General features: G+C 69.2%; 14 protein-coding genes and 2 pseudogenes. 6 read left to right on the top strand and 10 right to left on the bottom strand.

What is annotated here, in order from left to right:
* Positions 1–11: 11 nt before the first annotated feature.
* On the bottom strand, positions 12–1,217 hold the full coding sequence (locus GR130_RS20585; RefSeq protein WP_236574003.1) for an IS256 family transposase: 1,206 nt from the start codon (positions 1,215–1,217) through the stop codon (positions 12–14).
* Between the two features lie 306 nt (positions 1,218–1,523).
* Entirely contained in the window at positions 1,524–2,900 is a 1,377-nt protein-coding gene (locus GR130_RS20580) for a S53 family peptidase (RefSeq protein ID WP_159506072.1), read from the bottom strand.
* Positions 2,901–3,306: 406 nt separating this feature from the next.
* On the opposite strand from GR130_RS20580, the pseudogene GR130_RS41950 reads away from it, so the two are divergent.
* A pseudogene (locus GR130_RS41950) lies at positions 3,307–3,791 on the top strand (transposase); the annotation flags it as partial.
* An 11-nt stretch (positions 3,792–3,802) separates the two neighbouring features.
* Here GR130_RS41950 and GR130_RS20570 read toward each other — a convergent pair.
* The 4 genes from GR130_RS20570 to GR130_RS20555 all read right to left on the bottom strand — a co-directional run bounded on the left by GR130_RS20570 (position 3,803) and on the right by GR130_RS20555 (position 6,392).
* On the bottom strand, positions 3,803–4,189 hold the full coding sequence (locus GR130_RS20570; RefSeq protein WP_159506070.1) for a GntR family transcriptional regulator: 387 nt from the start codon (positions 4,187–4,189) through the stop codon (positions 3,803–3,805).
* Complete coding sequence (locus tag GR130_RS20565; protein WP_236573274.1) at positions 4,186–4,962, bottom strand: hypothetical protein; 777 nt, start codon at positions 4,960–4,962, stop codon at positions 4,186–4,188. The genes GR130_RS20570 and GR130_RS20565 overlap by 4 nt, the downstream gene beginning before the upstream one ends.
* A gap of 438 nt (positions 4,963–5,400) precedes the next feature.
* Positions 5,401–5,850 carry an IS5 family transposase gene (locus GR130_RS20560; RefSeq protein WP_268977976.1) on the bottom strand — a complete coding sequence of 150 codons (450 nt, stop codon included), beginning with the start codon at positions 5,848–5,850 and terminating at the stop codon, positions 5,401–5,403.
* Positions 5,851–5,969: 119 nt separating this feature from the next.
* Positions 5,970–6,392, bottom strand: a complete 423-nt coding sequence (locus GR130_RS20555) for a MarR family winged helix-turn-helix transcriptional regulator (protein WP_159506069.1) — start codon at positions 6,390–6,392, stop codon at positions 5,970–5,972.
* Between the two features lie 158 nt (positions 6,393–6,550).
* Between GR130_RS20555 and eno the strand changes: the two genes are divergently transcribed.
* The 5 genes from eno (at position 6,551) to GR130_RS20530 (ending at position 14,183) form a co-directional block, all read left to right on the top strand.
* On the top strand, positions 6,551–7,828 hold the full coding sequence (eno, locus tag GR130_RS20550; RefSeq protein WP_159506068.1) for a phosphopyruvate hydratase: 1,278 nt from the start codon (positions 6,551–6,553) through the stop codon (positions 7,826–7,828).
* Between the two features lie 598 nt (positions 7,829–8,426).
* Positions 8,427–9,038, top strand: coding sequence for a hypothetical protein (locus GR130_RS20545; protein WP_159506067.1), 612 nt, complete (start codon positions 8,427–8,429; stop codon positions 9,036–9,038).
* Between the two features lie 99 nt (positions 9,039–9,137).
* The gene (locus tag GR130_RS41945; protein WP_443043633.1) at positions 9,138–9,692 is read left to right on the top strand and encodes a VOC family protein; all 555 of its coding nucleotides are present in this window, start codon (positions 9,138–9,140) and stop codon (positions 9,690–9,692) included.
* A gap of 460 nt (positions 9,693–10,152) precedes the next feature.
* Positions 10,153–11,763, top strand: coding sequence for an alpha/beta hydrolase (locus GR130_RS20535; RefSeq protein WP_236573272.1), 1,611 nt, complete (start codon positions 10,153–10,155; stop codon positions 11,761–11,763).
* An 818-nt stretch (positions 11,764–12,581) separates the two neighbouring features.
* Complete coding sequence (locus GR130_RS20530) at positions 12,582–14,183, top strand: serine/threonine-protein kinase (RefSeq protein WP_236574001.1); 1,602 nt, start codon at positions 12,582–12,584, stop codon at positions 14,181–14,183.
* Positions 14,184–14,729: 546 nt separating this feature from the next.
* Here GR130_RS20530 and GR130_RS20525 read toward each other — a convergent pair.
* The 4 genes and pseudogenes from GR130_RS20525 to GR130_RS20515 all read right to left on the bottom strand — a co-directional run bounded on the left by GR130_RS20525 (position 14,730) and on the right by GR130_RS20515 (position 19,467).
* Positions 14,730–15,977 carry a sensor histidine kinase gene (locus tag GR130_RS20525; RefSeq protein ID WP_159506065.1) on the bottom strand — a complete coding sequence of 416 codons (1,248 nt, stop codon included), beginning with the start codon at positions 15,975–15,977 and terminating at the stop codon, positions 14,730–14,732.
* A 54-nt stretch (positions 15,978–16,031) separates the two neighbouring features.
* A complete protein-coding gene (locus tag GR130_RS20520) occupies positions 16,032–16,751 on the bottom strand; it encodes a hypothetical protein (protein WP_159506064.1) in 720 nt (239 codons plus the stop codon).
* A gap of 1,177 nt (positions 16,752–17,928) precedes the next feature.
* Positions 17,929–18,248: pseudogene (locus tag GR130_RS41940) on the bottom strand (IS5/IS1182 family transposase); the annotation flags it as partial.
* Positions 18,249–18,309: 61 nt separating this feature from the next.
* The gene (locus GR130_RS20515) at positions 18,310–19,467 is read right to left on the bottom strand and encodes a Dyp-type peroxidase (protein ID WP_159506063.1); all 1,158 of its coding nucleotides are present in this window, start codon (positions 19,465–19,467) and stop codon (positions 18,310–18,312) included.
* Between the last annotated feature and the right edge of the window lie 75 nt (positions 19,468–19,542).

Here is a 19,542-nt window from a genome sequence, read left to right as displayed (position 1 = left end):
TTGTTGAGTGGTCAGTTGTTCCTCGGGGTCAGGCGGCCCTCGAAGGCGATCTGGAACGCGTTGAGGGGTGCCTTCCAGCGCATGGTCCACCGCTTGCGGCCCTTCCCCGTCGGGTCCAGGCTCATCAGCGCCATGTAGATGCACTTGAGGGCGGCGGCCTCGTTGGGGAAATGTCCGCGGGCGCGGACGGCCTTGCGGATGCGGGCGTTGACGCTCTCGATCGCGTTCGTGCTGCAGATGATCTTGCGTATCTCGACGTCGAAGGAGAGGAAGGGCACGAACTCGGCCCAGGCGTCCGACCACAGCTTCACGATCGCCGGGTACTTCTGACCCCAGGACTCCTGGAACTCCAGGAACCGCTCCGTCGCCGCGTCCTCGCTGGGCGCGGTGTAGACGGGCTTGAGGGCCTTGGCGACCTTGTCCCAGTCCTGACGGGCGGCGTAACGGAACGAGTTCCGCAGCAGGTGAACCACACACGTTTGGACAATCGTGCGAGGCCAGACGGCCTCCACTGCATCGGGAAGGCTCTTGAGCCCGTCGCAGACCAGCATCAGCACGTCGTCCAGGCCGCGGTTCTTCAGCTCGGTGAACACGTGCAGCCAGTACTTGGCCCCCTCACCGCCGTCAGCGGCCCAGATACCGAGGATGTCCCGAGTGCCGTCCACGGTCACCGCCATCACGACATAGACCGGACGGTTTGCGACCTGCCCGTTCCTGATCTTGACGTTGATGGCATCCACGAACAGGACCGGATAGACACGGTCGAGGGGACGGCTCTGCCATTCGGCCATGCCTTCCATCACCTTGTCGGTGATGGTGGAGATGGTCTGCTTGGACACCTCAGCGCCGTACACCTCGGCCAGATGAGCCGAAATCTCGCCGTGCGTGAGCCCCTTCGCCGACAACGACAACACCATCTCGTCGACGCCGGTCAGACGCCGCTGCCGTTTCTTGACGATCTGCGGCTCGAAGGTGTCGGCGGTGTCCCTGGGCACTTTCACCTCGACCGGCCCAACATCGGTCAGCACGGTCTTCGCACGTGTGCCGTTGCGGCTGTTGCCGTTGTTCTTCCCGGCCGGATCGTGCTTCTCGTAGCCCACATGGTCGGTGATCTCGCCCTCTAGGGCGGACTCCAGCACCCGCTTGGTCAGCTGCTGCAACAGCCCGCCCTCGCCGGTCAGTTGCAAGCCCTCGTTACGGGCCCTGTCGACAAGCATCGCGATCAACTGCTCGTCGGTCGCCGAATTCGACGGTGCCCCGGCAGCAGGCTGTACGGACTCGGGCTCCCCGGCAGTCCTAGTCATCTGGCGTCTCCTTGATCATCAGATCCGCCGTTGATTAGACACTCCCGGCGCATGGTGGGCCCGCAGGAGAGCGCCGAGCAGGTGCGGCCCGAGCAGGCCACTTGATGGTGGTTTCGGCGGGGGAGCTGCCTGACGCGGTCGTGGCGACTCGCGAGGAATTCGGCACAGCGGTGCGGTCCGGGCCCAGCGAGGCCCGGACCGCGAGAGGTGGCGTGCGCGTCAGCCGCGGTGGCTTGCCCGGGCGAGGGCCGGGACGAAGCGGGCGGCGTCCACGGTGCCGACGCCGGTGGCCATGTCGTAGCCGTTGACTGCGGTGTAGCCGGTGACGCCCTCGTAGCTGTTGTTCGTACCGTCGTTGACGTCGACGATGCCGGTGCGCTTGTCGTGGGCGGAGCGCTTGTAGAGCGAGTACAGCGCGTCGTTGATGTCGCCGAGGCGGCGGCCGGCGGCCTGGTCGGCGAGGGCGACGATGCCGGAGAAGAGCGGAGCCGACTCGCTGGTGCCGCCGGTGATGCCCCAGCCGGTGTCGGTCGGGTCGTAGCTGGAGTAGATCCAGGCGCCGCCGTCGACGGCGGCGGTCATCGAGATGTCCGGGGTGCCGCGACGGTCGCCGACGGTGCTCTTCACCACGTTCTGGAAGGCCGGGCGGGTGAAGACGTGCGACTGGCCGCCGCCGCCTGCGCCGTGGTCGTTGTAGACGCTGTCCGGCTTGACGCGCTGACCCTTGTCGTCGAGGTGCAGCTGGGTGCCACCGACTGAGGTGACCAACGGGTCTGAGGACGGCCAGGAGTTGACGCGCTCCTTGTAGAAGCCCTTCCCGTCGGCGGTGTTGTCAGTGGCACCGCCGTCGCCGGAGGAGGCGAGGACGGTGACGTGCTTCTTGGCGGCCTCCTTGAAGGCGTACCGCAGGTTCTTGATGCTCGAGAAGTCGCCCTTGTCGAAGCCGGGGAACGTGTTCTCGGTGGCGCCGAAGCTCTGGCTGATCACATCGCCGACGCCACGGTCGACCATGGCTTTCTCGGCGTCCATCATCTCCGGTAGACCGGTGGTGCCCTCGGTCTCGGCGACCGCTGTCTCCACCAGGACGATCTTCGCGTCGGGCGCCACGGCGTGGGCCATCTCGACGTCGAGGGTGGTCTCGCCGGCCCAGCCGGTCATGTCGGGGTTCTTGGGGTCGAACGCGGGGACGTTGCCCCACTTGACCACGTTCACCGTGGTGCTGGGGATGCCGAACTGCTTGCTGTAGACGTCCAGGTCGTGCTGGACGGTCGGCGAGCCGAAGGAGTCCACGATGACGATCGTGCGGCCCTTGCCCGTGATTCCCTTGCTGTACAGCGCGTTGAGGTTGTACGCCGTGCGGTACTGGAGGGGGTTGTAGCAGGCGAGCTTGAACTTGGCCCGGCACTCCGCGATGGAGAGCGGGCTGCCCACGCCGTGCACCAACGGGTGCCCGGCGATGGCCGGGACTGCCTTGGTGTGCGGCACCGCGGCGGTACCGGTACCGGCGAGCGGGGTGGTCGCCAGAGCGACGACGGTGAGGGCGGCGGTTGCGGCCGTCGTGGCCGCGGCACGTCTACTGGTACGGGCTATGCGCATGAATTCTCCCTGAGTGGGCCTGAGCCGCACAAAGCGGCTGTCGAGATCCCATCGGTTAAGTCATGCTCAGGACAAGATGTTTGCATGCCCATATCGAACGCTTTACCGAAATGCGATGACTGGGCGGTGTGGAAAGCCGCACGGGCGGGCGCCCGCCGTGGCGGGGAGCGTCAGCAGGAACCGCACCGGACCGGACAGGTCCGGACCTGCCGCAACGGATACGTGCCGGTGTGGCCGGCCAGGCCAGTCGGCGGGATTCGCTCGAGCATCCCGTGGCGCCCGGTGCAATCACGGCGTCGCAGCCGTCCTGGAGGGCCCGTTCACCGGTTCACCGGGCTGAGCCCGCGCTGCGCCGTCGGTCCAGCAGGTCTCGGTGGTGTGGGCGAACGAATCCCTCCCATCGGGTGGTCCCTCGCCGGTCGACCGTCGCAAGCAGGGCCTGAAGCGCTCGGTTGCCACCGACGGTGAGGGGGTGCGGTCGCCCTAGCGGTCGCCGGCGCGAAGGCACGACTTCAAGCTGCTCGATCCCGCCCTGGAATCGGTGCACGAGCAAGGCTGGGCCTGCCCTGCCCGAACATCCCACCGTTCACCTGGACTCCGCGTATAACGGCAAGCCATGCGCGCAGGTGCTGGAGAAGCGCGGACTCGTCGGCGAGATCGCCGTCGAGGGCATGAAGGCTCCGATCCAGGTCGGGTGCCGTTGGGGGGCGAACGCCCTGGATGAACGGGACCGGCGAGCTCCGCCGCTGCTTCCAGCGAACGACGCAGGCCGTCGAGTTCCACCTCCACCTCTACCTCGCCGGCACGTTCGTCACCGTGCGTTGCCTGATCCAGCAGGGCCGAAACCGCTACCGATGGGACACCCGGCAAGCAGTCCGATGCCTGAAATGACACCTGACCTCTCACAACGCGCTTTGGTCCAGGGCCTTGTGGACAGCGGCCAGGACGGCTTCGGCGTCGGCGCCAAGAGCGCGGGCGGAAGAGATGAAATCGCGAGCTGGTGTGGCGAGTTGGGATTGATCTGGGTGCTTGGGTTCGGGTAGGGGTGCCGCGACCCGGGTGCCTGCGCCACGGCGGGTGCGGATCAGCTCGGATGCCTCCAGTTCGCGGTAGGCGCGGGCCACGGTGCCTGGTGCCAAGCCCAGGTCGGCGGCGAGCTGACGCACGGTCGGCAGGCGCTCGCCCTCGGCCAGTCGGCTGGTGAGGATCAGGGCGGCGAGCTGGGCGCGAATCTGTTCGTACGGTGGTACCGGGCTGGTGGTGTCGACGCGGACTGCGGGGCCGGTCATCGTTGAGCCGCCCGGGGTACCACCAGGGTGAAGAGCGACCATGCCAGGGTGGCCAGGGCCAGCAGGCCCATGGGGTAGACCACCAGGGCCGTGACGGTGCCCAGGGCGCCGGCGTCGCAGTTCCTGCGCGGCAGCCAGGTGGCAATCGACAAAAGGACGGCCAGTAGCTGGGTCGAGACCAGTACCCCCCCCAGGCTGCCGTGACCGCCCATGAGCGGTTGCGGCGTAGCTGGTCGTCGCCCGGGCGGAGGGCGATGCGGCGCAGGGCCCAGGCGCAGGCGGCGGTTCCGATGGCGAGGAGGGCAAGGATCTGGTTGCCGTAGAAGATGCCGGGCCAGAGGCTGACGGGGGGGGTCGGTCACACCGTCGCAGGCGACGGTCACAGCGTGGGCCGCCCGGTGTATGGCGTCGGTGGAGGACATCGCGGCCCCGATCCCCACCACTACGGTGACGAGGAGCGCCTGGAGGAGAAGCAGGAGGGTGATACGGGGCGGGACGTGGTCTTTGACCCGGCGCGGGGTGAGACCGGCGGTGCGTACCGCTTCCCGGGGGCGGGGGGTGAGCGCGTCGCCGAGCAGGACGCCGCCCACCGCGCACAGACCGAAAGCCATGACGGCGCTTACCAAGGGCATGTTCATACCGAGGTCGTTGCCGAATGCGCTGATGTCCGTGGCGGCCCACAGTGGTCCGGCCACCGCGCCGACGGCGAGACCGGCCCGGCGGGCGTAGCGGGCGGCGCGGCGGCGGGACGTGGGCGGAGCGGTATCGAGCATGTGGGGCCTCGGTGAGTGGTGTGGGCTGCGCAGCTGGTGTGCCCAGTGGTAGCGGGCGGTGCTTGCCGCAAGCGACGCTTGCACGAAGTGGTGGGTACCAGATGCCGGGGACGGGATCTTGTGTCAATGGGTTGATACAAGTCGTCTGCAAGGCCGGCCCCCGGTCCGGGGTCCGCCGCCGGTGACGTCCGAGCGGCTGGTCCGGATGAGGCACACGGGGAGCAGGAGGGAGAACTGCTCCCGGACAGGTTCCAGCGCTGCACGCCGTGCCGGCACTCACGCTGTCGGTTGTGCGACGTGGACGGCCCGAACTGGTGCGAAGTACCCGGATCTTGTCCATCACGTTCTCGAACTGGGCGCAGTCCGCCCGTTGGCCCGGCGTGATGACCAGTGACAACGGGCGGCACTTCCCCTCTGGGGCGAGGTGGAGCCTGGTGGTCAGCCCTCCGCGGGAGCGGCCGAGTCCTTCGCCCGCCGCACCGCATCCGCCCAGCAGGTCACGCCTTGCGCGCGCACGTGAACCGATCTTTCTGCCGCCCCTTTTGAGGCTGCAGGCGGTGCCTTCTTCGGTGCCCCGGCGGTGTGTTGATGCGCACGCACCGAGGTGGAGTCGATGTTGACGTCCCAGTCGACGTCCCCGGCGGCGTCCGCCTCGGCCTGGACATGCTGGAGCAGCCGTTCCCAGGTGCCGTCGGCCGGCCACGGTTGGTGGCCCTCGTGGACGGTCTGCCACGGGCCGAAGCTTTCGGGCAGCTTGCACCACTGGCAGCCGGTGCTGAGCCGGTGGATGATCCCGTTGATCACCTGCCGGTGGTCGCGCCAGCGGCCGCACCGATTGTTGCTCTTGGGCAGCAGCGACTTCGGTACCGCCCACTCGTCCTCGGTCAGATTCCCCCTGCTGAGCAGGACCAGAACAGCGAGCGACTGATCGAAGAAACACCGCCTGAGCCCGGACGACCCATGTCAAGCTGAATAGCTTGTCACCGCGTCGGCAAATCCGCGCTTGACTAGTGGGCCGCGAGCCTCTCCACCAGCCCAGTCGCCCGCGCCAGCAACTCCCGCTCCGTGCCCGTCAATTCCGCCTCAATCGCCCGCGCAAGCCAATCCGCCCTGCGTCCCCGCTCCTCCTCCAGCAGCGCCTGCCCCGCAGAGGAGAGCTCGACCAGGCTCTTGCGGCCGTCGGTCGGATGCGCCCGGCGCGTGATCAGCCCCTGCTCCATGAGCAGCCCAACGGCTCGGGCCATGGACTGCGGGCGCACCCGCTGATCGGCCGCCAGTTCGCTGGTCGTCATCGCACCACTGCGGTCCAGCGCGCCGAGGACGGCCACCTGACCGAACGGCATCTGGTCCTCCAGCTTCACGCGCCGCGTGAGCTTTCCCAACGCGGTGCGCAGTTCGGCCGCGACGGCGGCGGATTCCGGAAGGGGCATACCGAAATTTTAACGCAGCACAGCTGAACAGCAGAACTGCACAGCAGGACTGAACAGCAAAACTGCACAGCACTGCTGTAGAGTTTCCCGAGCCGGGTCCAGCGCCACCGTCGCCGCAGCCGAAACCCGGCACGCATGCGACAACGGGAAGGACTCCCATGACCGCCATCACCTCCGTCACCGGCCGCCGCGTCCTCGACAGCAGGGGCAACCCCACCGTCGAAGTGGACGTGGAACTGGCGGACGGATCCATCGGCCGGGCAGCAGTCCCCTCCGGCGCTTCGACCGGCGCCCGCGAGGCCGTCGAACTCCGCGACGGCGACCCGGCCCGCTGGCACGGCAAGGGCGTCGACCACGCGGTACGCCACGTCAACACAGAGCTCGCGGCCGCCGTCACCGGTCGCGAGGCCGAGGACCAGGCCGGCCTCGACGCCGTCCTCGTCGCCACGGACGGCACCCCCACCAAGTCCAGGCTCGGCGCCAACGCGATCCTCGGGGTCTCCCTGGCCGCCGCCAAGGCCGCAGCCGCCGCCCACCGCCTGCCGCTCTACCGCTACCTCGGCGGCTCCGACGCCCGGCTGCTGCCCGTACCGATGATGAACATCGTCAACGGGGGCGCGCACGCCGACAATCCCCTGGACTTCCAGGAGTTCATGATCGCCCCGATCGGCGCGGAGACCTTCGCGGAGGCCGTGCGGATGGGGTCCGAGATCTTCCACACCCTGCGCCGCGACCTCCTCGCCGCCGGGCACTCCACGGGCGTGGGCGACGAGGGCGGCTTCGCACCCGCCCTGCGCACCGCCGAGGAGGCCCTCGACTTCGTGGTGACCGCCGTCGAGCGCACGGGTTACCGGCCGGGCACGGACATCGGCCTGGTCATGGACCCGGCGTCGTCGGAGTTCTTCCGCGAAGGCGTCTACGACTACACCGGGGAAGGAGTACGGCGCACACCCGCCGAACACGCCGATTACCTGGTCAAGTTGATCGACGCCTATCCCATCGTGTCGATCGAGGACCCGATGGCCGAGGATGACCTGACAGGGTGGCGGGACCTGACCGCACGGGTCGGTGCGCGCTGCCAGCTCACCGGTGACGACGTGTTCTGCACGAACGAGACCCTCCTGCGCGAGGGCATCGGCTCCGGCGTCGCCAACTCGGTCCTGGTGAAGGTCAACCAGATCGGCACCCTGACGGAGTCCCTGGCCACCGTCAACGCCGCCCACCGGGCGGGCTACACCGTCGTCATCTCGCACCGCTCGGGAGAGACGGAGGACACGACGATCGCGGACCTGGCCGTTGCCACGGGCTGCGGCCAGATCAAGACCGGATCACTGTCTCGCTCCGACCGCACCGCCAAGTACAACCAACTCATCCGCATCGAGGAGCAGTTGGGCGACAGTGCCCAGTACGCAGGCGTGGGAACGCTGCACCGCTAGGGTGTGTCCGAACGCCAACGGCGAAAGCCCGGTTCGGAAAGCGTTCCCACACCTCCTCGATCCGGTCCAGCTTCGCATCGCGGTCGGGCGACTCCTTCCATGTCCTGGTGCACTGGAAGGTGATGGTGCTGGTGCGGCTCAGGAGCAGACACCGTAATGCCTCACGGCTGATGCCCATGACGCGTCCGTGCACGCGGCACCGGGAGGTGGCGAGTTCGCGGATCGGCCAGCGGGTGAAGGGCCGGCCGAGCTTGGTGGGGTGGGTGGGTCCGTGCATGACAGCCGCCCCCCCACCAGCGACGACGCGGGCCTGCCGCCGCTGACGAGGCGGCGTCCGTGGGCCGTCCGGGGGTCCGACTCCTCCGGGCGACTTGACCCACGACGTTGTGCCTGTCGGGTCGGATGCAGACGTACGGCGCAGTCCTCCCCGGCCGCAGTCATTCTTCTCCTTGGCGCCGCGGTCCGCGGGCTGGCCGCGGAGCGGCCCGTCGGGCACTTCGGTGCCCTCAACCGGTCGCCGTCATTCCTCTATCCCGGCATGCGATTTTCCGGCACAGTCCTGTCCGTACCGCCGGTACAGACAAGGGGAGGACGCACGATGAACATCAAGGTCAGATCGGCACTGGCGACCGGGGCGCTCGTGGCGGCCGCATTAGTGGGCACGACGGGCACCGCCAACGCCAACACCTACCAGTACAACGTGATGCTTCAGGACTACGCCACCGGCCGCTGCCTCGACAGCAACGGCGGCGACGTGTACACCAACCCCTGCCAGCCTGGTAACCCCTTCCAGCGGTGGAACGTGGTGTCCTACGAAGGCAACGTCGGCGGCTACTACGACCGGGTGCAGGTAGTCCACCGCAAGTCAGGCAACTGCCTTCGCGCTCAGCGCTACCACTCCAGCGTGCCGTGGGGCGCACAGGATTGGGTGGCCACCCGCGGGGCCGGATGTTCCTGGACCGACTACCACCAGCAGCGGAATCTGACCTGGGTCGGCAACACACCCGGAAACCCGAGGTCCAGCTGGCAGTTCGCCAATCACCAGAACGGCCCGGACGGCGACGGACACGTCTACTGCCTCGACGGTGGCCAGGACGGGCACGTGAACCAACTCCTCTGGGACCAAGGGAATCCGCAGGGTGCTCCCGTTGCCCAGACCACCTGCTACAACCACACCAACCGGTACCAGATGTGGAACATGGTCCACTGAATGATGTGAACCGCCCCCGGTTCCGTCATCGGCGAGCCGGACTTCTCCCCTCACCGCGGCCTCGGCGCCCCGCGCCGCGTCTTCGCCGCCTCGGCACTCATGTGGGGATTCGCCCCGGGAGCGCTCGACAGTCAACCCACTCCTCACCCCACGCCTACACGCTCGCCCAGTCACCACTTCGCCGAGGCGCTCGCCCGCCTTCGCAAGCCACGTCCCCACGCCGTTCTGCCCACCCCAGACGGCCCCACGTGCGCCGTCGACACATACCGCGAACGCATCGGCGGCATCGAACAGACACGGTCCGGAGAACGCAGAACCCTGGGCCCCTGTTTCGGATCAACCGCGCCGCTCCCTGACGGCCCGACGGCATCGATGCGTGGGCCCGCGCCGTGCGCCGGCAAGCTGCTACCCCATCTCGGCCCGTGCGGGAAGCCTTTCGGATGGAGCAGCGGCGGCGTTGCCCCCCGACGACCCGGCGGAGGTGTCAGGTTGGCGAGGTCGACGCCTCGGGTGCGGCGGTTGTGCTCGCGGGCTTTCGTCGGACTGGGAGCGACCGTGATCCATGAGCGTGATCAGGAAGTCGATTGGCGTGTCCTGGCTGGCCCCGAAGGGAACACGTTCTGCGTGTGCACTCCTCAGCACGCCGCCCGCTGAGGTCGAACACCTTCCGCGAAGTTCAGTTGACCCGCCTGCCGGTTCTGCCGGTGGGGTTCTCGGGCCGCCTGTTCGGCCGGTGGCACGACCCGTGCGTGATGGCTTGGTTGGCTGGTACCGATCAGCCGGTCCGGGAGCGCCTCGGGGACGGCGGGGTTGGGGGAGGGGACGCCGGTCACTGGGTGCCGGGTTGCTGGTGATGATCAGGGACCGGCTCTGTTGCTCGCTGATCAACTCGTAGAGGGCTTCGCCTTTGGGCTCGGGCCGCGGTGAGCCGGCGCAACGCGAAGTCGTCGAGGAGGAGGACGTCAGGGCGGACGAGTTCGCGCTCTGCTTGTACCCGGTGTCGTCCACCTTGCTGATGGAGGCCTTCTCAACGGACCCTGCATCACGGTCACAGTCGGGTAACGTGCTCTCCGTACCGCAGTATGTGATATTGCACATGTCACATGCTGCTCCCATGAGAAGAGCCAGAGCCCTGATATGGGCCGTCGCCGCCATCGGCGGACTCCTCGCGGGTATCACCCCTGCCTCCGCTTCCGTGTCCGCATCGGAGGACACCGGTCAGGGGAAACTCGTCTGGAGTTCCTGCCACGACGCGACCACTCCCGCGCTCCAGTGCGCCATGCTCGATGTGCCGTTGGACTACGCGCATCCGAACGGCACCAAGATCAAGATCAAGGTGAACCGGCTCCCGGCCACCGCGCCCAAGAACAAGCAGCAGGGTCCGATCCTGTTGAACCCCGGCGGCCCCGGCGACTCCGGCCTGTGGATGCCCGCCTACATCGCCGGCAAGATCCCCCAGGACGTCGCCTCGACCTACGACTGGATCGGCTTCGACCCGCGCGGCACCAACGCCAGCACCCCGCATGTCACCTGCGACGCGCACTACTTCGACGCCGAGCGGCCCGACTACCAGGTCGGCAAGGGCACTTCGCAGGCGTGGCTTGAGAAGTCGGCCAAGTACGCCGCCGACTGTGCCGCGAACTGGAGTTGGTTCCTGCCGCACATGACCACCGTCGACAACGCTCGCGACATGGACAGCATCCGGCGGGCGCTCGGCGCTCAGAAGATCAACTTCTACGGCGGCTCGTGGGGCACCTCACTGGGCTCCACCTACGGCCAGCTCTTCCCCTCCCATGTCCGCCGGATGGTGCTGGACAGCATCGTCGGCCCCACCATCACCTGGTACGACCACAACATCCTGCAGGACAAGGAGCACCAGCGCCGATTCGACGCCTTCGCGGCGTGGACCGCCAAGGCCGACCCGGTCTATCACCTGGGCGCCGACGCCGCCACCGTGGAGCGGAAGTACTACCAGGTCGAGGCCGCACTGCGGACCAACCCGGTGGATGCCGCCCCGGCCCCCGGCAAGATCGGCCCCGCCGAGTTCGAGGACACTTTCTACGGCGGCGGCTACAACTTCCTGCGCTGGCCGCAGATGGCGACAGCGCTGTCGGCCTACCTCACCAGGAACGACACCCGCCCGCTGCAGACTGCTTACCACCGCTATGCGGCCCCGGGCGCCGACGACGGCACGTTCCCGGCATACAACGCGGTCCAGTGCACCGAGAACAACTGGCCGCGCGACTGGCAGTTCTGGAAGAAGGACCAGGCCAAGATCAACGCCGTCGCACCCTTCTACACCTACAACAACATGTGGTACAACGCCGCTTGCATGTTCTGGCCCTACCAGGGCAACCAGACCGGCCGACTGAAGATCACCGGCAAGGGCCTGCCGCCCGTCCTGCTTTTCCAGGCCACCGAGGACGCCGCCACCCCCTATCCGGGCGCTGTCGCGATGCACAAGGCGCTGCCCGGATCCAAACTGGTCGTCCAGAAGGGCGGCAGCTTCCACGAGATCCTCTTCCACGGCAACTCCTGCCTGGACGACACCTTCACCGCCTATCTGCGCGACGGCCGCCTCCCGACCGGTAAGGGCTTCATCGCCAAGACCTGCGCCCCCGAAGCGGACCCCGCCCCGGTCTATGTGACCCCATCACCCGCCGCCATGAAGGCCGGGCCCGCCCTCCCTGCCACCGACCCCCAAGCCATCCACGGCATCAGGTAACGGGACGCAGTACTTCCTCAGCCGTGAGATCTTCGTCGGGTCCTCAGGTCTGATATGACGTCAATCGTCTGCCCACGGTAGTAGCCCTGCGGCCAGTCGCCCCTGCTCTCCAGCCACGCCGACATCGGCAACGACCGCCGCACCCCTGCCACTTCGCCTCAGTCATGCCCGAGCTGTGTCAAGGGGTGCGGCCTACTGGAGAGAGGGCCGGAACCTGGCCGGCGGTCGTCCTGGGCGGGCACGCGGCTCGTGCGGATATCACCGGTCAGGAGGTCTTCGATGGATCCGCTGCCGCCGGTCTGGCGACGCCCGCCAGTCATGACCTGCCGGACGACCGAGCAGGCCGGCAGGAGGTATGCGCCCGGGCAGTTCTCGCGCTCTGGGAGCCACTCCCCGCCGCCAGATGCTCCAGAGGACCAGGAGGCAGCCCGGACTTCCCCAGCGGACGGTGATCCGGCCCAAACCGGATCCCGGAAAGCCGTTGTACCGACGGCCTGCCGTCCTCGGTGCGTTGATACCGGTGCTCTGGTTCCTGTTCGTGACGTATCGGCGCATGTCTGGGGCCCAGGGCCGGTCCGGAGCCGCCCCCGGGGATCCTCGGGGGCGGCCCCTCCCGGTCGAGCACCAGCCACACCGGACCGCCGGTTGGTCGAGGAGGAGCTGCCTTTACGCTGGGGCGCAGGTGCGAACGACGAGCAGCGACGAACGGTAGGGGAACGGGGTATGCGGTGACGGCGCGGGAAGCGGGCGGCGATGAGCTGATAGGCAAGGCTCTCGGGGGCCGGTACCGAGTGACCGCGACGATCGGGCGCGGCGGCATGGGCGTGGTCGCTCGGGCAATGGACGAGCTGCTGAACCGCGAGGTCGCCGTCAAGGTCCTGCGGGCCTTCACCGACGCCTCCACATCCGAACTGCGCGACCTGCGGACTCGGATGCAGCGGGAGGCGCAGGCCGCGGCCCGTATCCGGCACACCGGCGTGGTCACCGTGCACGACGTCACCGAGGAGCAGGGCCTGCCGGTCATCGTCATGGAACTCGTCGACGGGCCATCGCTCGACGAGGTACTGACGGAGCGCGGCCCGCTGGAGCCGCACGAGGCGGCGGCGATCGGCGCCAAGTTGATGGACGCGCTTGACGCCGCGCACCGGGTGGGCGTTCTGCACCGGGACGTCAAGCCGGGGAACGTGCTGCTGGAGCATGGCGGACGGGTCGTGCTCACCGATTTCGGCATCGCCACCATGGAAACCTCCGACGACGAGGCCGCGGCCAAGCTGACCCAGAGCGGTCAGCTCGTCGGCTCCCTCGACTATCTGCCGCCGGAGCGCGCGCAGGGCTCGGCGCCCGGCCCCGCGTCGGACATCTGGTCGCTCGGCATGACGCTGTACGCGGCAGTGGAAGGCACGGCACCGTTCCGCCGCACGTCCGTGTGGTCCACCCTGTCGGCGATCATCACCGAGCCCCTGCCGGAGCCCCGGCGCTCGGGGCCGCTGTCGCCGGTGCTACAGGCCCTGATGGCGAAGGCGCCGGAGAACCGGCCCACAGCCGAGCAGGCACGCGAGATGCTGGAGCGAGCGGCCGCAGGCAGGACGATGAACCTCACGCCGCCAACCCCCGTGCCTCCCGGGGCACCCACCCCCGCCCTTACATCGACGGAGTCCGCGGCAGCTTCCCCACCCCGCACCGCCGCCCCCACACCATTCCCGGCTACAGCACCGACACCGCCACCCGGCTTCAGCGCCGCACCGAGGTTCGAGCCCCCCTCCTCCTCCCCTCAGGCTCCGCACACCGGCTACCCACCCTCCGGCCTGCCGCCCACGCTTCCACACCCCGGCGTACCGGCCGCCAGTCACGCTCCCGGCTCCGACCCCGCCACGGCCGACAGCGGTCGGCGCCGAAACCGTACCCTCACCGCGGCGGCGGCCGCCTTCGTCGTGGTCGCGGGAGGCGGCGTCACCTACGCCTTGACCAGCGGGGCGAGCGGTAACGAGCCGCAGGCCGCCTCAGCAAGCAACTTCCCGGCCAGCAAGGGTCAACCGAGCGGCGAGGGAACGGTCGCCGGCGGGAACTCCCTGCCCTCCGCCTCTCCGTCGGCCAAGCCGAGCGCTCCGCGGCGCGCATCCCCTTCTTCATCGGCCAAGCCCACTTCGGTGCCAACAACCTGCAGTGGCTGGAACCACCTCGACCCGAAGCCGGGAACGTACGGCTACCTGTCCGGCGACCACAAAATCCTCACGGGGCCCTACAAGGACTGCTCCTCCGCGGCCTCGGCCAAGTCCGGCACGAAGCTGTGGTTCCACTGCTCGGTCGAGAACTCCTACGGCCACAAGTGGATCTACGCCCGCATCGCCGGGACGAAGGACGCGGGCTGGATGTCCGCCGACAACATCATCCGCCAGAGCGGCAAGCCGGTCCACTGCTAGTCCGGACACTCCCGGTTCCGGCAGATCGCTGATCGCCTACGGCAAGGCATGGACGGACCGCTGCCGCGATCGGCGATCGCCCGCACCGGCGCATCGATCGACTGGTGCCCACCCGCCGACGCATCCCAGGATCCGTCGGTCGGCTTCGCGCTACTTCGCGAGGTGGGAGACGAGCATAAGCAGCCACATCGCCCCGAGGGTCGGGAAGATCTTGCGGGCGCGCACCCAGGTGTGCGTCAACAACATGGCTTTGTACGGTGGTCTGGGTGGGGCGGCGACCGGGACCTGCGCACCGAGCTGCGAGGCCGAATCGGTCTTGGCCGTCTCCGGCGCACCAGCGGCCCCCGGCTCGATTCCGCAGCCGGGGGCCGCTGTTGTGCGGCCTGTGGTCTCGTTGCGACGGCCGAAGGCTCGGGTGCTGGGCAGCCTCGGCGAGCGACAAGCGGAGGCAGGGCCGCGCGGCGACGCCGATCCGGTCGAGTTCTCGGGGTCGGCGACGATCTCGACGCCGGCCGATGAGATGGCACCGAGGTATGAGCAGGTCGGTCAGCTGCGCTGCTCGGGGGAGGGCGGGAGGTGGAGTTGGGCGACGGCGCCGCCGTCGGGGGAGTTGGAGAAGTGGAGGTCGGCGCCGAGGACGTGGGCCTGGCCGGCGGCGATGGTCAGGCCCAGGCCGTGGCCGGTCCGCTTGCCGCCCTCAGACCCGCCCGACTGGCTACGAAAGCGCTGGGGTCCCTGGTCGAGAAGGTAGGCGGGGTAGCCGTCGCCGTGGTCGCGCACGGTGATGACTGAGGCGTCGACGGTGACGATGACGGGCGGGCGGCCGTGTTTGTGGGCGTTGGCGACGAGGTTTCCCAGGACGCGTTCGAGCCTGCGCCGGTCGGTCTCGACAAGGTCGTCCGCTACGACGCGGACCTCGGTTGTCGTTCCGGTGGCCCGTACCGCGCGTTCGGCCAGTGGGCCCAGTTGCTGGACGTCCAGGTCGGCGCTCTCGACCCGGGCGTCGAGCCGGGAGATCTCCAGCAGGTCCTCGGTCAGCCCGCGCAGGGCCTGGACCCGGTCGCGCACCAGGTCGGTCGGGCGGCCGGGCGGCAGCAGTTCAGCCGCGGAGTGGAGCCCGGCGAGCGGTGTGCGCAGCTCGTGGGAGACGTCGGCGGTGAAACGCTGTTCGCTGTGCAGCCGGGTCTGGAGGCTGGCGGCCATCGCGTCGAGGGCGGTCGCCACGGCGGCGGCCTCGTCCTGGGCTCGGTCGGGGCGCCGGGCGCGGGGGTCGTTCACACGGGCGTCGAGATCGCCGGCGGCGATACGTCGGGCGACGCGGGCCGTGTGGTGCAGTCGGCGGGTGATACGGGAGACGGAGAGCAGTCCGGCGGCCAGGGTGAGGGCGATCGCGGCGGCGGAGGAGCCGGTGATGGCCCGGTCCAGGCCGCGGAGGGAGGCTGCCTGTTCGCTGTAGTCCAGCCGTAGCGCGAGCACCTTTCCGCCGGTGACGGGGGTGGCGGCCCACATCACGGGGCGGCCCTGGTGCGTGGCGAGTTGGGTACCGCGCTCGTGCCGCCGCACGGTCATCTCACGGAGCGGCGCGGGGAGGTCCGGCGGGTTCACCGAGACGTTGCGGTCGAGAGGGTCGCCGGCGACGTAGGCGGACTTGCTGCGGCCCAGTTCCGCCAGCGCCGCGTGGCGCGCGCGATCCTGGGTCTGCCGGTCGACGAGGACGTGCACCAGGGTGCCGAGCACCGTGGCGAGCAGGCAGCACATGACGGTGATGAAGACGGCGGCCCTCCAGCGGAGCATCGCCGTCCAGGCAGGCAGCCACCGCGGCGGACGCGGCCGGAGAGGGCGCACGGCTCACCTGCCCGAAGGGGTTGCAGAGGCCGGGGCCCGCCGGCCGTAGCCCACGTCCTGGATGGTCATGACCTGGTGCCGCGCGTCCCAGGCGTAGACCGTGCGGCTCTCGTAGCCGGGAGCGTCCCCGGGCTCGTGGATGACCAGCTTGTGGTCGGCGACCTCCACCGACTGCGGGGAACTGGTGGAATCCAGGATCGAGGTCACCACCCCGTTCTTGACCGTGTAGGCATAGATGATCAGGAGGTTGCTTCCGCTCCGAACGCCGACGATCAGCTCGTCCTTACCGTCGCCGGTCAGATCGTGGTATTCGGGGGCCCGTACAGGGCAGGAGTCCGATCCCGGCTTGTCGGCACAGGAGCGGATCGTGCGCTCCTCATCCTTGTCGAAGACCGGCTGGCCGTGGCGCTTGTCGACGTCGATCTGCGCCAGGAGGACGGAGCCCGCGGACACCTTCCGGATGTCCCCGGACGGCACTCGCGGCAGCGCGGTCAGCGGCTGCGGCTTCTCCTGGCTTCCCGTGGCCGGTGGCTCCGCCGGCACGGGCTTACTGCCGGGCCACAACTCCGCCGGGCCGGTAACGGGAGCGGCATGCCCCGCGCTCGTTGGCGCACCGGCCTCCGCACACCCGCCCAGCAGCGCCGCCGAGCCCACCGCCACGATCGCCGACGCCACCGCCCATACGACGGCACGGGGCGAGGGCAGGCCGCGGACATGGGGCACGGCGCTGTTCCCAGAGGGCCCGGAATCCGCAGGGGCTGAGACGTGAGCTGAGTCGTGAGGAGGCAAACGTTCTCTCCGCGTGGCTCTGCGACGATCCGGCAAGTCCGGAAACGGTAACCCATCGGTCGCGCAACCCGTTGTGTGGGCCGTCACAGGACGGGGTGCTGCTTCAGGCCGGGAAGCGGCCCCGCCCACCTGAGTACGCCCGGCAGGGGGCACGTTACGGCGGGTGGGACCACCCGCTCGTCGGAGGTTCGCGGCGGATGTCCACGACCGGAGCCGGCCGGTGATCCAGGCTTCTTCAGTGGCAAGTAGACAGCGTTGGGCTGCGCCGAGGGACAACCCCGAAGCTCACACCCACCTCGACCTCGGAGTGGACGTTCCAGGGGCCTCCCTGCGCGGCAGAGGCGTTCCGGGCGCCTCTGCCGTGACGGGCCGCCGACGCACCGAGACGACACCGAGCACGCTCAGCACCTCAGCCCATGTGACATCGGTCACGGCGTCGGCGATCCGTCGTAAGGCATCGCTCACGTCACTGGGCGTTTTCGCTGGTCGCGGGCTTCTTCACGCTCAGCGGCAGGAGCCTCTTGCCGCTGCCGCTCAGTTGTGACCATGGAGCGAACTACGGGCAGGCACCCCCGGCGAAACCGGTCTGTCAAACCGCTCGACCGAGCCCCCGGCAGGCGACCTCGACGCGCTGCTCGTCCTTCGACTCGCGCGCTGCTGTGGGGGTTCCGGGCCCTGATGCCGATGTGACAGAGCCGAGGAAGTCCCTCCCGACGCGCTGCACGCGGTGAGATCCACCTTGCCCGAACCCCGTGAGACGGAGGTCCCGGCGCCCTGCCCCACCGGCGACGCAGTGCGCTATGCCTGCCCCACCCGTACAAGAAGGCGCCCTGGGGCGTGTCCGATGGGTCAGCGAGCCCGCCGTGCCTGGCCAGTTGACTGCACTGACCTGTTGACTGGCTCGACTCGGCGAAGGGTTATCAGGCGCAGCCGTCGTCGGACGATCATCGGAAGCCCGTCATCGAGTCCACCGACCGGCAGGGTCGACCCGTCAGGTTTCGACCCGCGGCGACGGGGACGGGGCTGGACCTCGGAACCCATGTGCAGGTCGTCTCTCCGCTCGAACAGCCGGAGACCGCAAGGCTGTTCACCCGGAAGTACCGCCGATCTCTGATCGTGGGCCTCTGTGCTCGGGAACAGTGTGCTGGATCTGCCGTCGCCGCAGGGAGAAGCCGTTCCGACGGGAGCTGTACGCCTTATCGTCGTGCAGACGGTCAGGGCGGGTCCGCGGGTCCGCGGGTGCCCGCCCGCTGGGCGTGGGACACGGATACGGTCCAGGACCGGGAGCAACTGCGGCGCATCACCCCACTGCCCGGGGGACAGTATGGACAGCGGCCAGTGGGCGGCATCCGCCTCACTGGTCAGGTGGATCTCGGTGGTGAACCCGCCACGTGCGCGGCTCACCGCCTCGGCGGGCCGGTGCTGGGCTGGACAGCCTGCAGGATCCTCTTCCGTGTACCGCCCGCAGCCGCAGCGAAGGGGCACGGCGTGATCAGCCGAACAGCTGGGAACCGAGCGGGTGTTGCCGGTCGAAGCCGGGGAGGATCAGGAAGGTCGCGCTGGCGGTTGTGGTGGTGAATTGCAGCAGTGCGTCGGAGGTGTCCATGTGGGTGAGGGTGGCGGTGAAGGTCCGCAGGTCGTTCTGGAAGCTGATGAAGAGCAGGCCGGGGGCGGGCTCGTCGGTGCTGTAGGAGCGGCGGAGCATGAGGCCGGCGCCGACCACGGCGGCGTTCGCCCTGCGCACGTGGGCGTCCACGGGGACGAGATAGCGCCCGTCCGGTGTCTTGGCGCCGAGTTCCGGGCCCGAGGCGACGGCGCCGCCGGAGAGGGGGACGCCGTTGGCCCGGCGCCGCCCGAAGACCGCCTCCTGCTCGGCTACGGACAGGGCGGCGAACCGCGGCAGGTCGAGTTCCATGCGCCGCAGTACCGCAAGGGTGCCGCCGGCGACCGCAGGGGGTCCGGCCAGCCACAGGTCGCGTCGTTGTTCGGCGGTCGTGTGTGGGCCCACGATGCCGTCGATGAAACCGAGCGGATTTCGTGGCGCGGTAAGGCCGTTGCCGACGGGCACGTTCGTACCGCGGCGTGCGGACTGCCGCCAGCGTTCGCGAATGCGGTCACCGGCCTGGTCCAGGAGCGCGGCGGCGACGACCGGTAAGAGCAGCGGGTCGCCGGCGCAGATCTGTATCAGCAGGTCACCGCCGCGTGCCCGCGGGGCGATCCGCTCGCGGGAGAATCGCGGGAGGTCGGCCGCGCCGGGCAGCGAGGCACCGGCCGTGCGCACCAGCCGGGGTCCCACGCCGACGGTCACGGTGAGGTCGCCCGGTGGCAGGCCCAGCAACCGCGGGTCGGTCCCCACGATGAGTGTGCGGATGGCCTGGCCGAGTTCGGCCAGTAGCGGCCCGGCGGCCCTGGGAGTACCGAGGTCGGCCACCACGGCCAGCAGGTTGCGCTGGGCCGGCTGGGGGAGCGTGATGCCTGCCTGGTGCCGGCCCGTTGCCGGAACCGGCATGGGTGTGGCCGCCGCGGAAGGGGCGTGCCGGCCTTGTTGGGCGGAGTCCGATGTGCACCCGGCGGTCAGACCGGCGGCCACCATGGTGCCGGCGACATCGAGGAACCTGCGTCGCGACGGGTGGTGGTCGGCTCGGTGCATGGTGTGCAGAGTGCCACACCCGAATCGTGCGTGCCGGTCAATCTCCCTATTCTGGCGCGGAATTGGGCGTCATGC

The organism is Streptomyces sp. GS7 (assembly GCF_009834125.1).
Lineage (GTDB): Bacteria > Actinomycetota > Actinomycetes > Streptomycetales > Streptomycetaceae > Streptomyces.
Note: the sequence above shows the minus strand (reverse complement) of the source record. Positions and strands in the feature narration are given on the sequence as shown.

Bases quoted from the DNA above. Each gene is read 5' to 3' on its own strand.
- GR130_RS20545 (WP_159506067.1), top strand. From the start codon at position 8,427: ATGAACATCAAGGTCAGATCGGCACTGGCGACCGGGGCGCTCGTGGCG.
- GR130_RS41945 (WP_443043633.1), top strand. From the start codon at position 9,138: ATGTGGGGATTCGCCCCGGGAGCGCTCGACAGTCAACCCACTCCTCAC.
- GR130_RS20530 (WP_236574001.1), top strand. From the start codon at position 12,582: ATGGGCGTGGTCGCTCGGGCAATGGACGAGCTGCTGAACCGCGAGGTC.
- GR130_RS20555 (WP_159506069.1), bottom strand. From the start codon at position 6,392: ATGCCCCTTCCGGAATCCGCCGCCGTCGCGGCCGAACTGCGCACCGCG.
- GR130_RS20580 (WP_159506072.1), bottom strand. From the start codon at position 2,900: ATGCGCATAGCCCGTACCAGTAGACGTGCCGCGGCCACGACGGCCGCA.
- GR130_RS20515 (WP_159506063.1), bottom strand. From the start codon at position 19,467: ATGCACCGAGCCGACCACCACCCGTCGCGACGCAGGTTCCTCGATGTC.
- GR130_RS20525 (WP_159506065.1), bottom strand. From the start codon at position 15,977: ATGCTCCGCTGGAGGGCCGCCGTCTTCATCACCGTCATGTGCTGCCTG.
- GR130_RS20585 (WP_236574003.1), bottom strand. From the start codon at position 1,217: ATGCTTGTCGACAGGGCCCGTAACGAGGGCTTGCAACTGACCGGCGAG.
- GR130_RS20565 (WP_236573274.1), bottom strand. From the start codon at position 4,962: ATGCTCGATACCGCTCCGCCCACGTCCCGCCGCCGCGCCGCCCGCTAC.
- eno (WP_159506068.1), top strand. From the start codon at position 6,551: ATGACCGCCATCACCTCCGTCACCGGCCGCCGCGTCCTCGACAGCAGG.
- GR130_RS20570 (WP_159506070.1), bottom strand. From the start codon at position 4,189: ATGACCGGCCCCGCAGTCCGCGTCGACACCACCAGCCCGGTACCACCG.
- GR130_RS20535 (WP_236573272.1), top strand. From the start codon at position 10,153: ATGAGAAGAGCCAGAGCCCTGATATGGGCCGTCGCCGCCATCGGCGGA.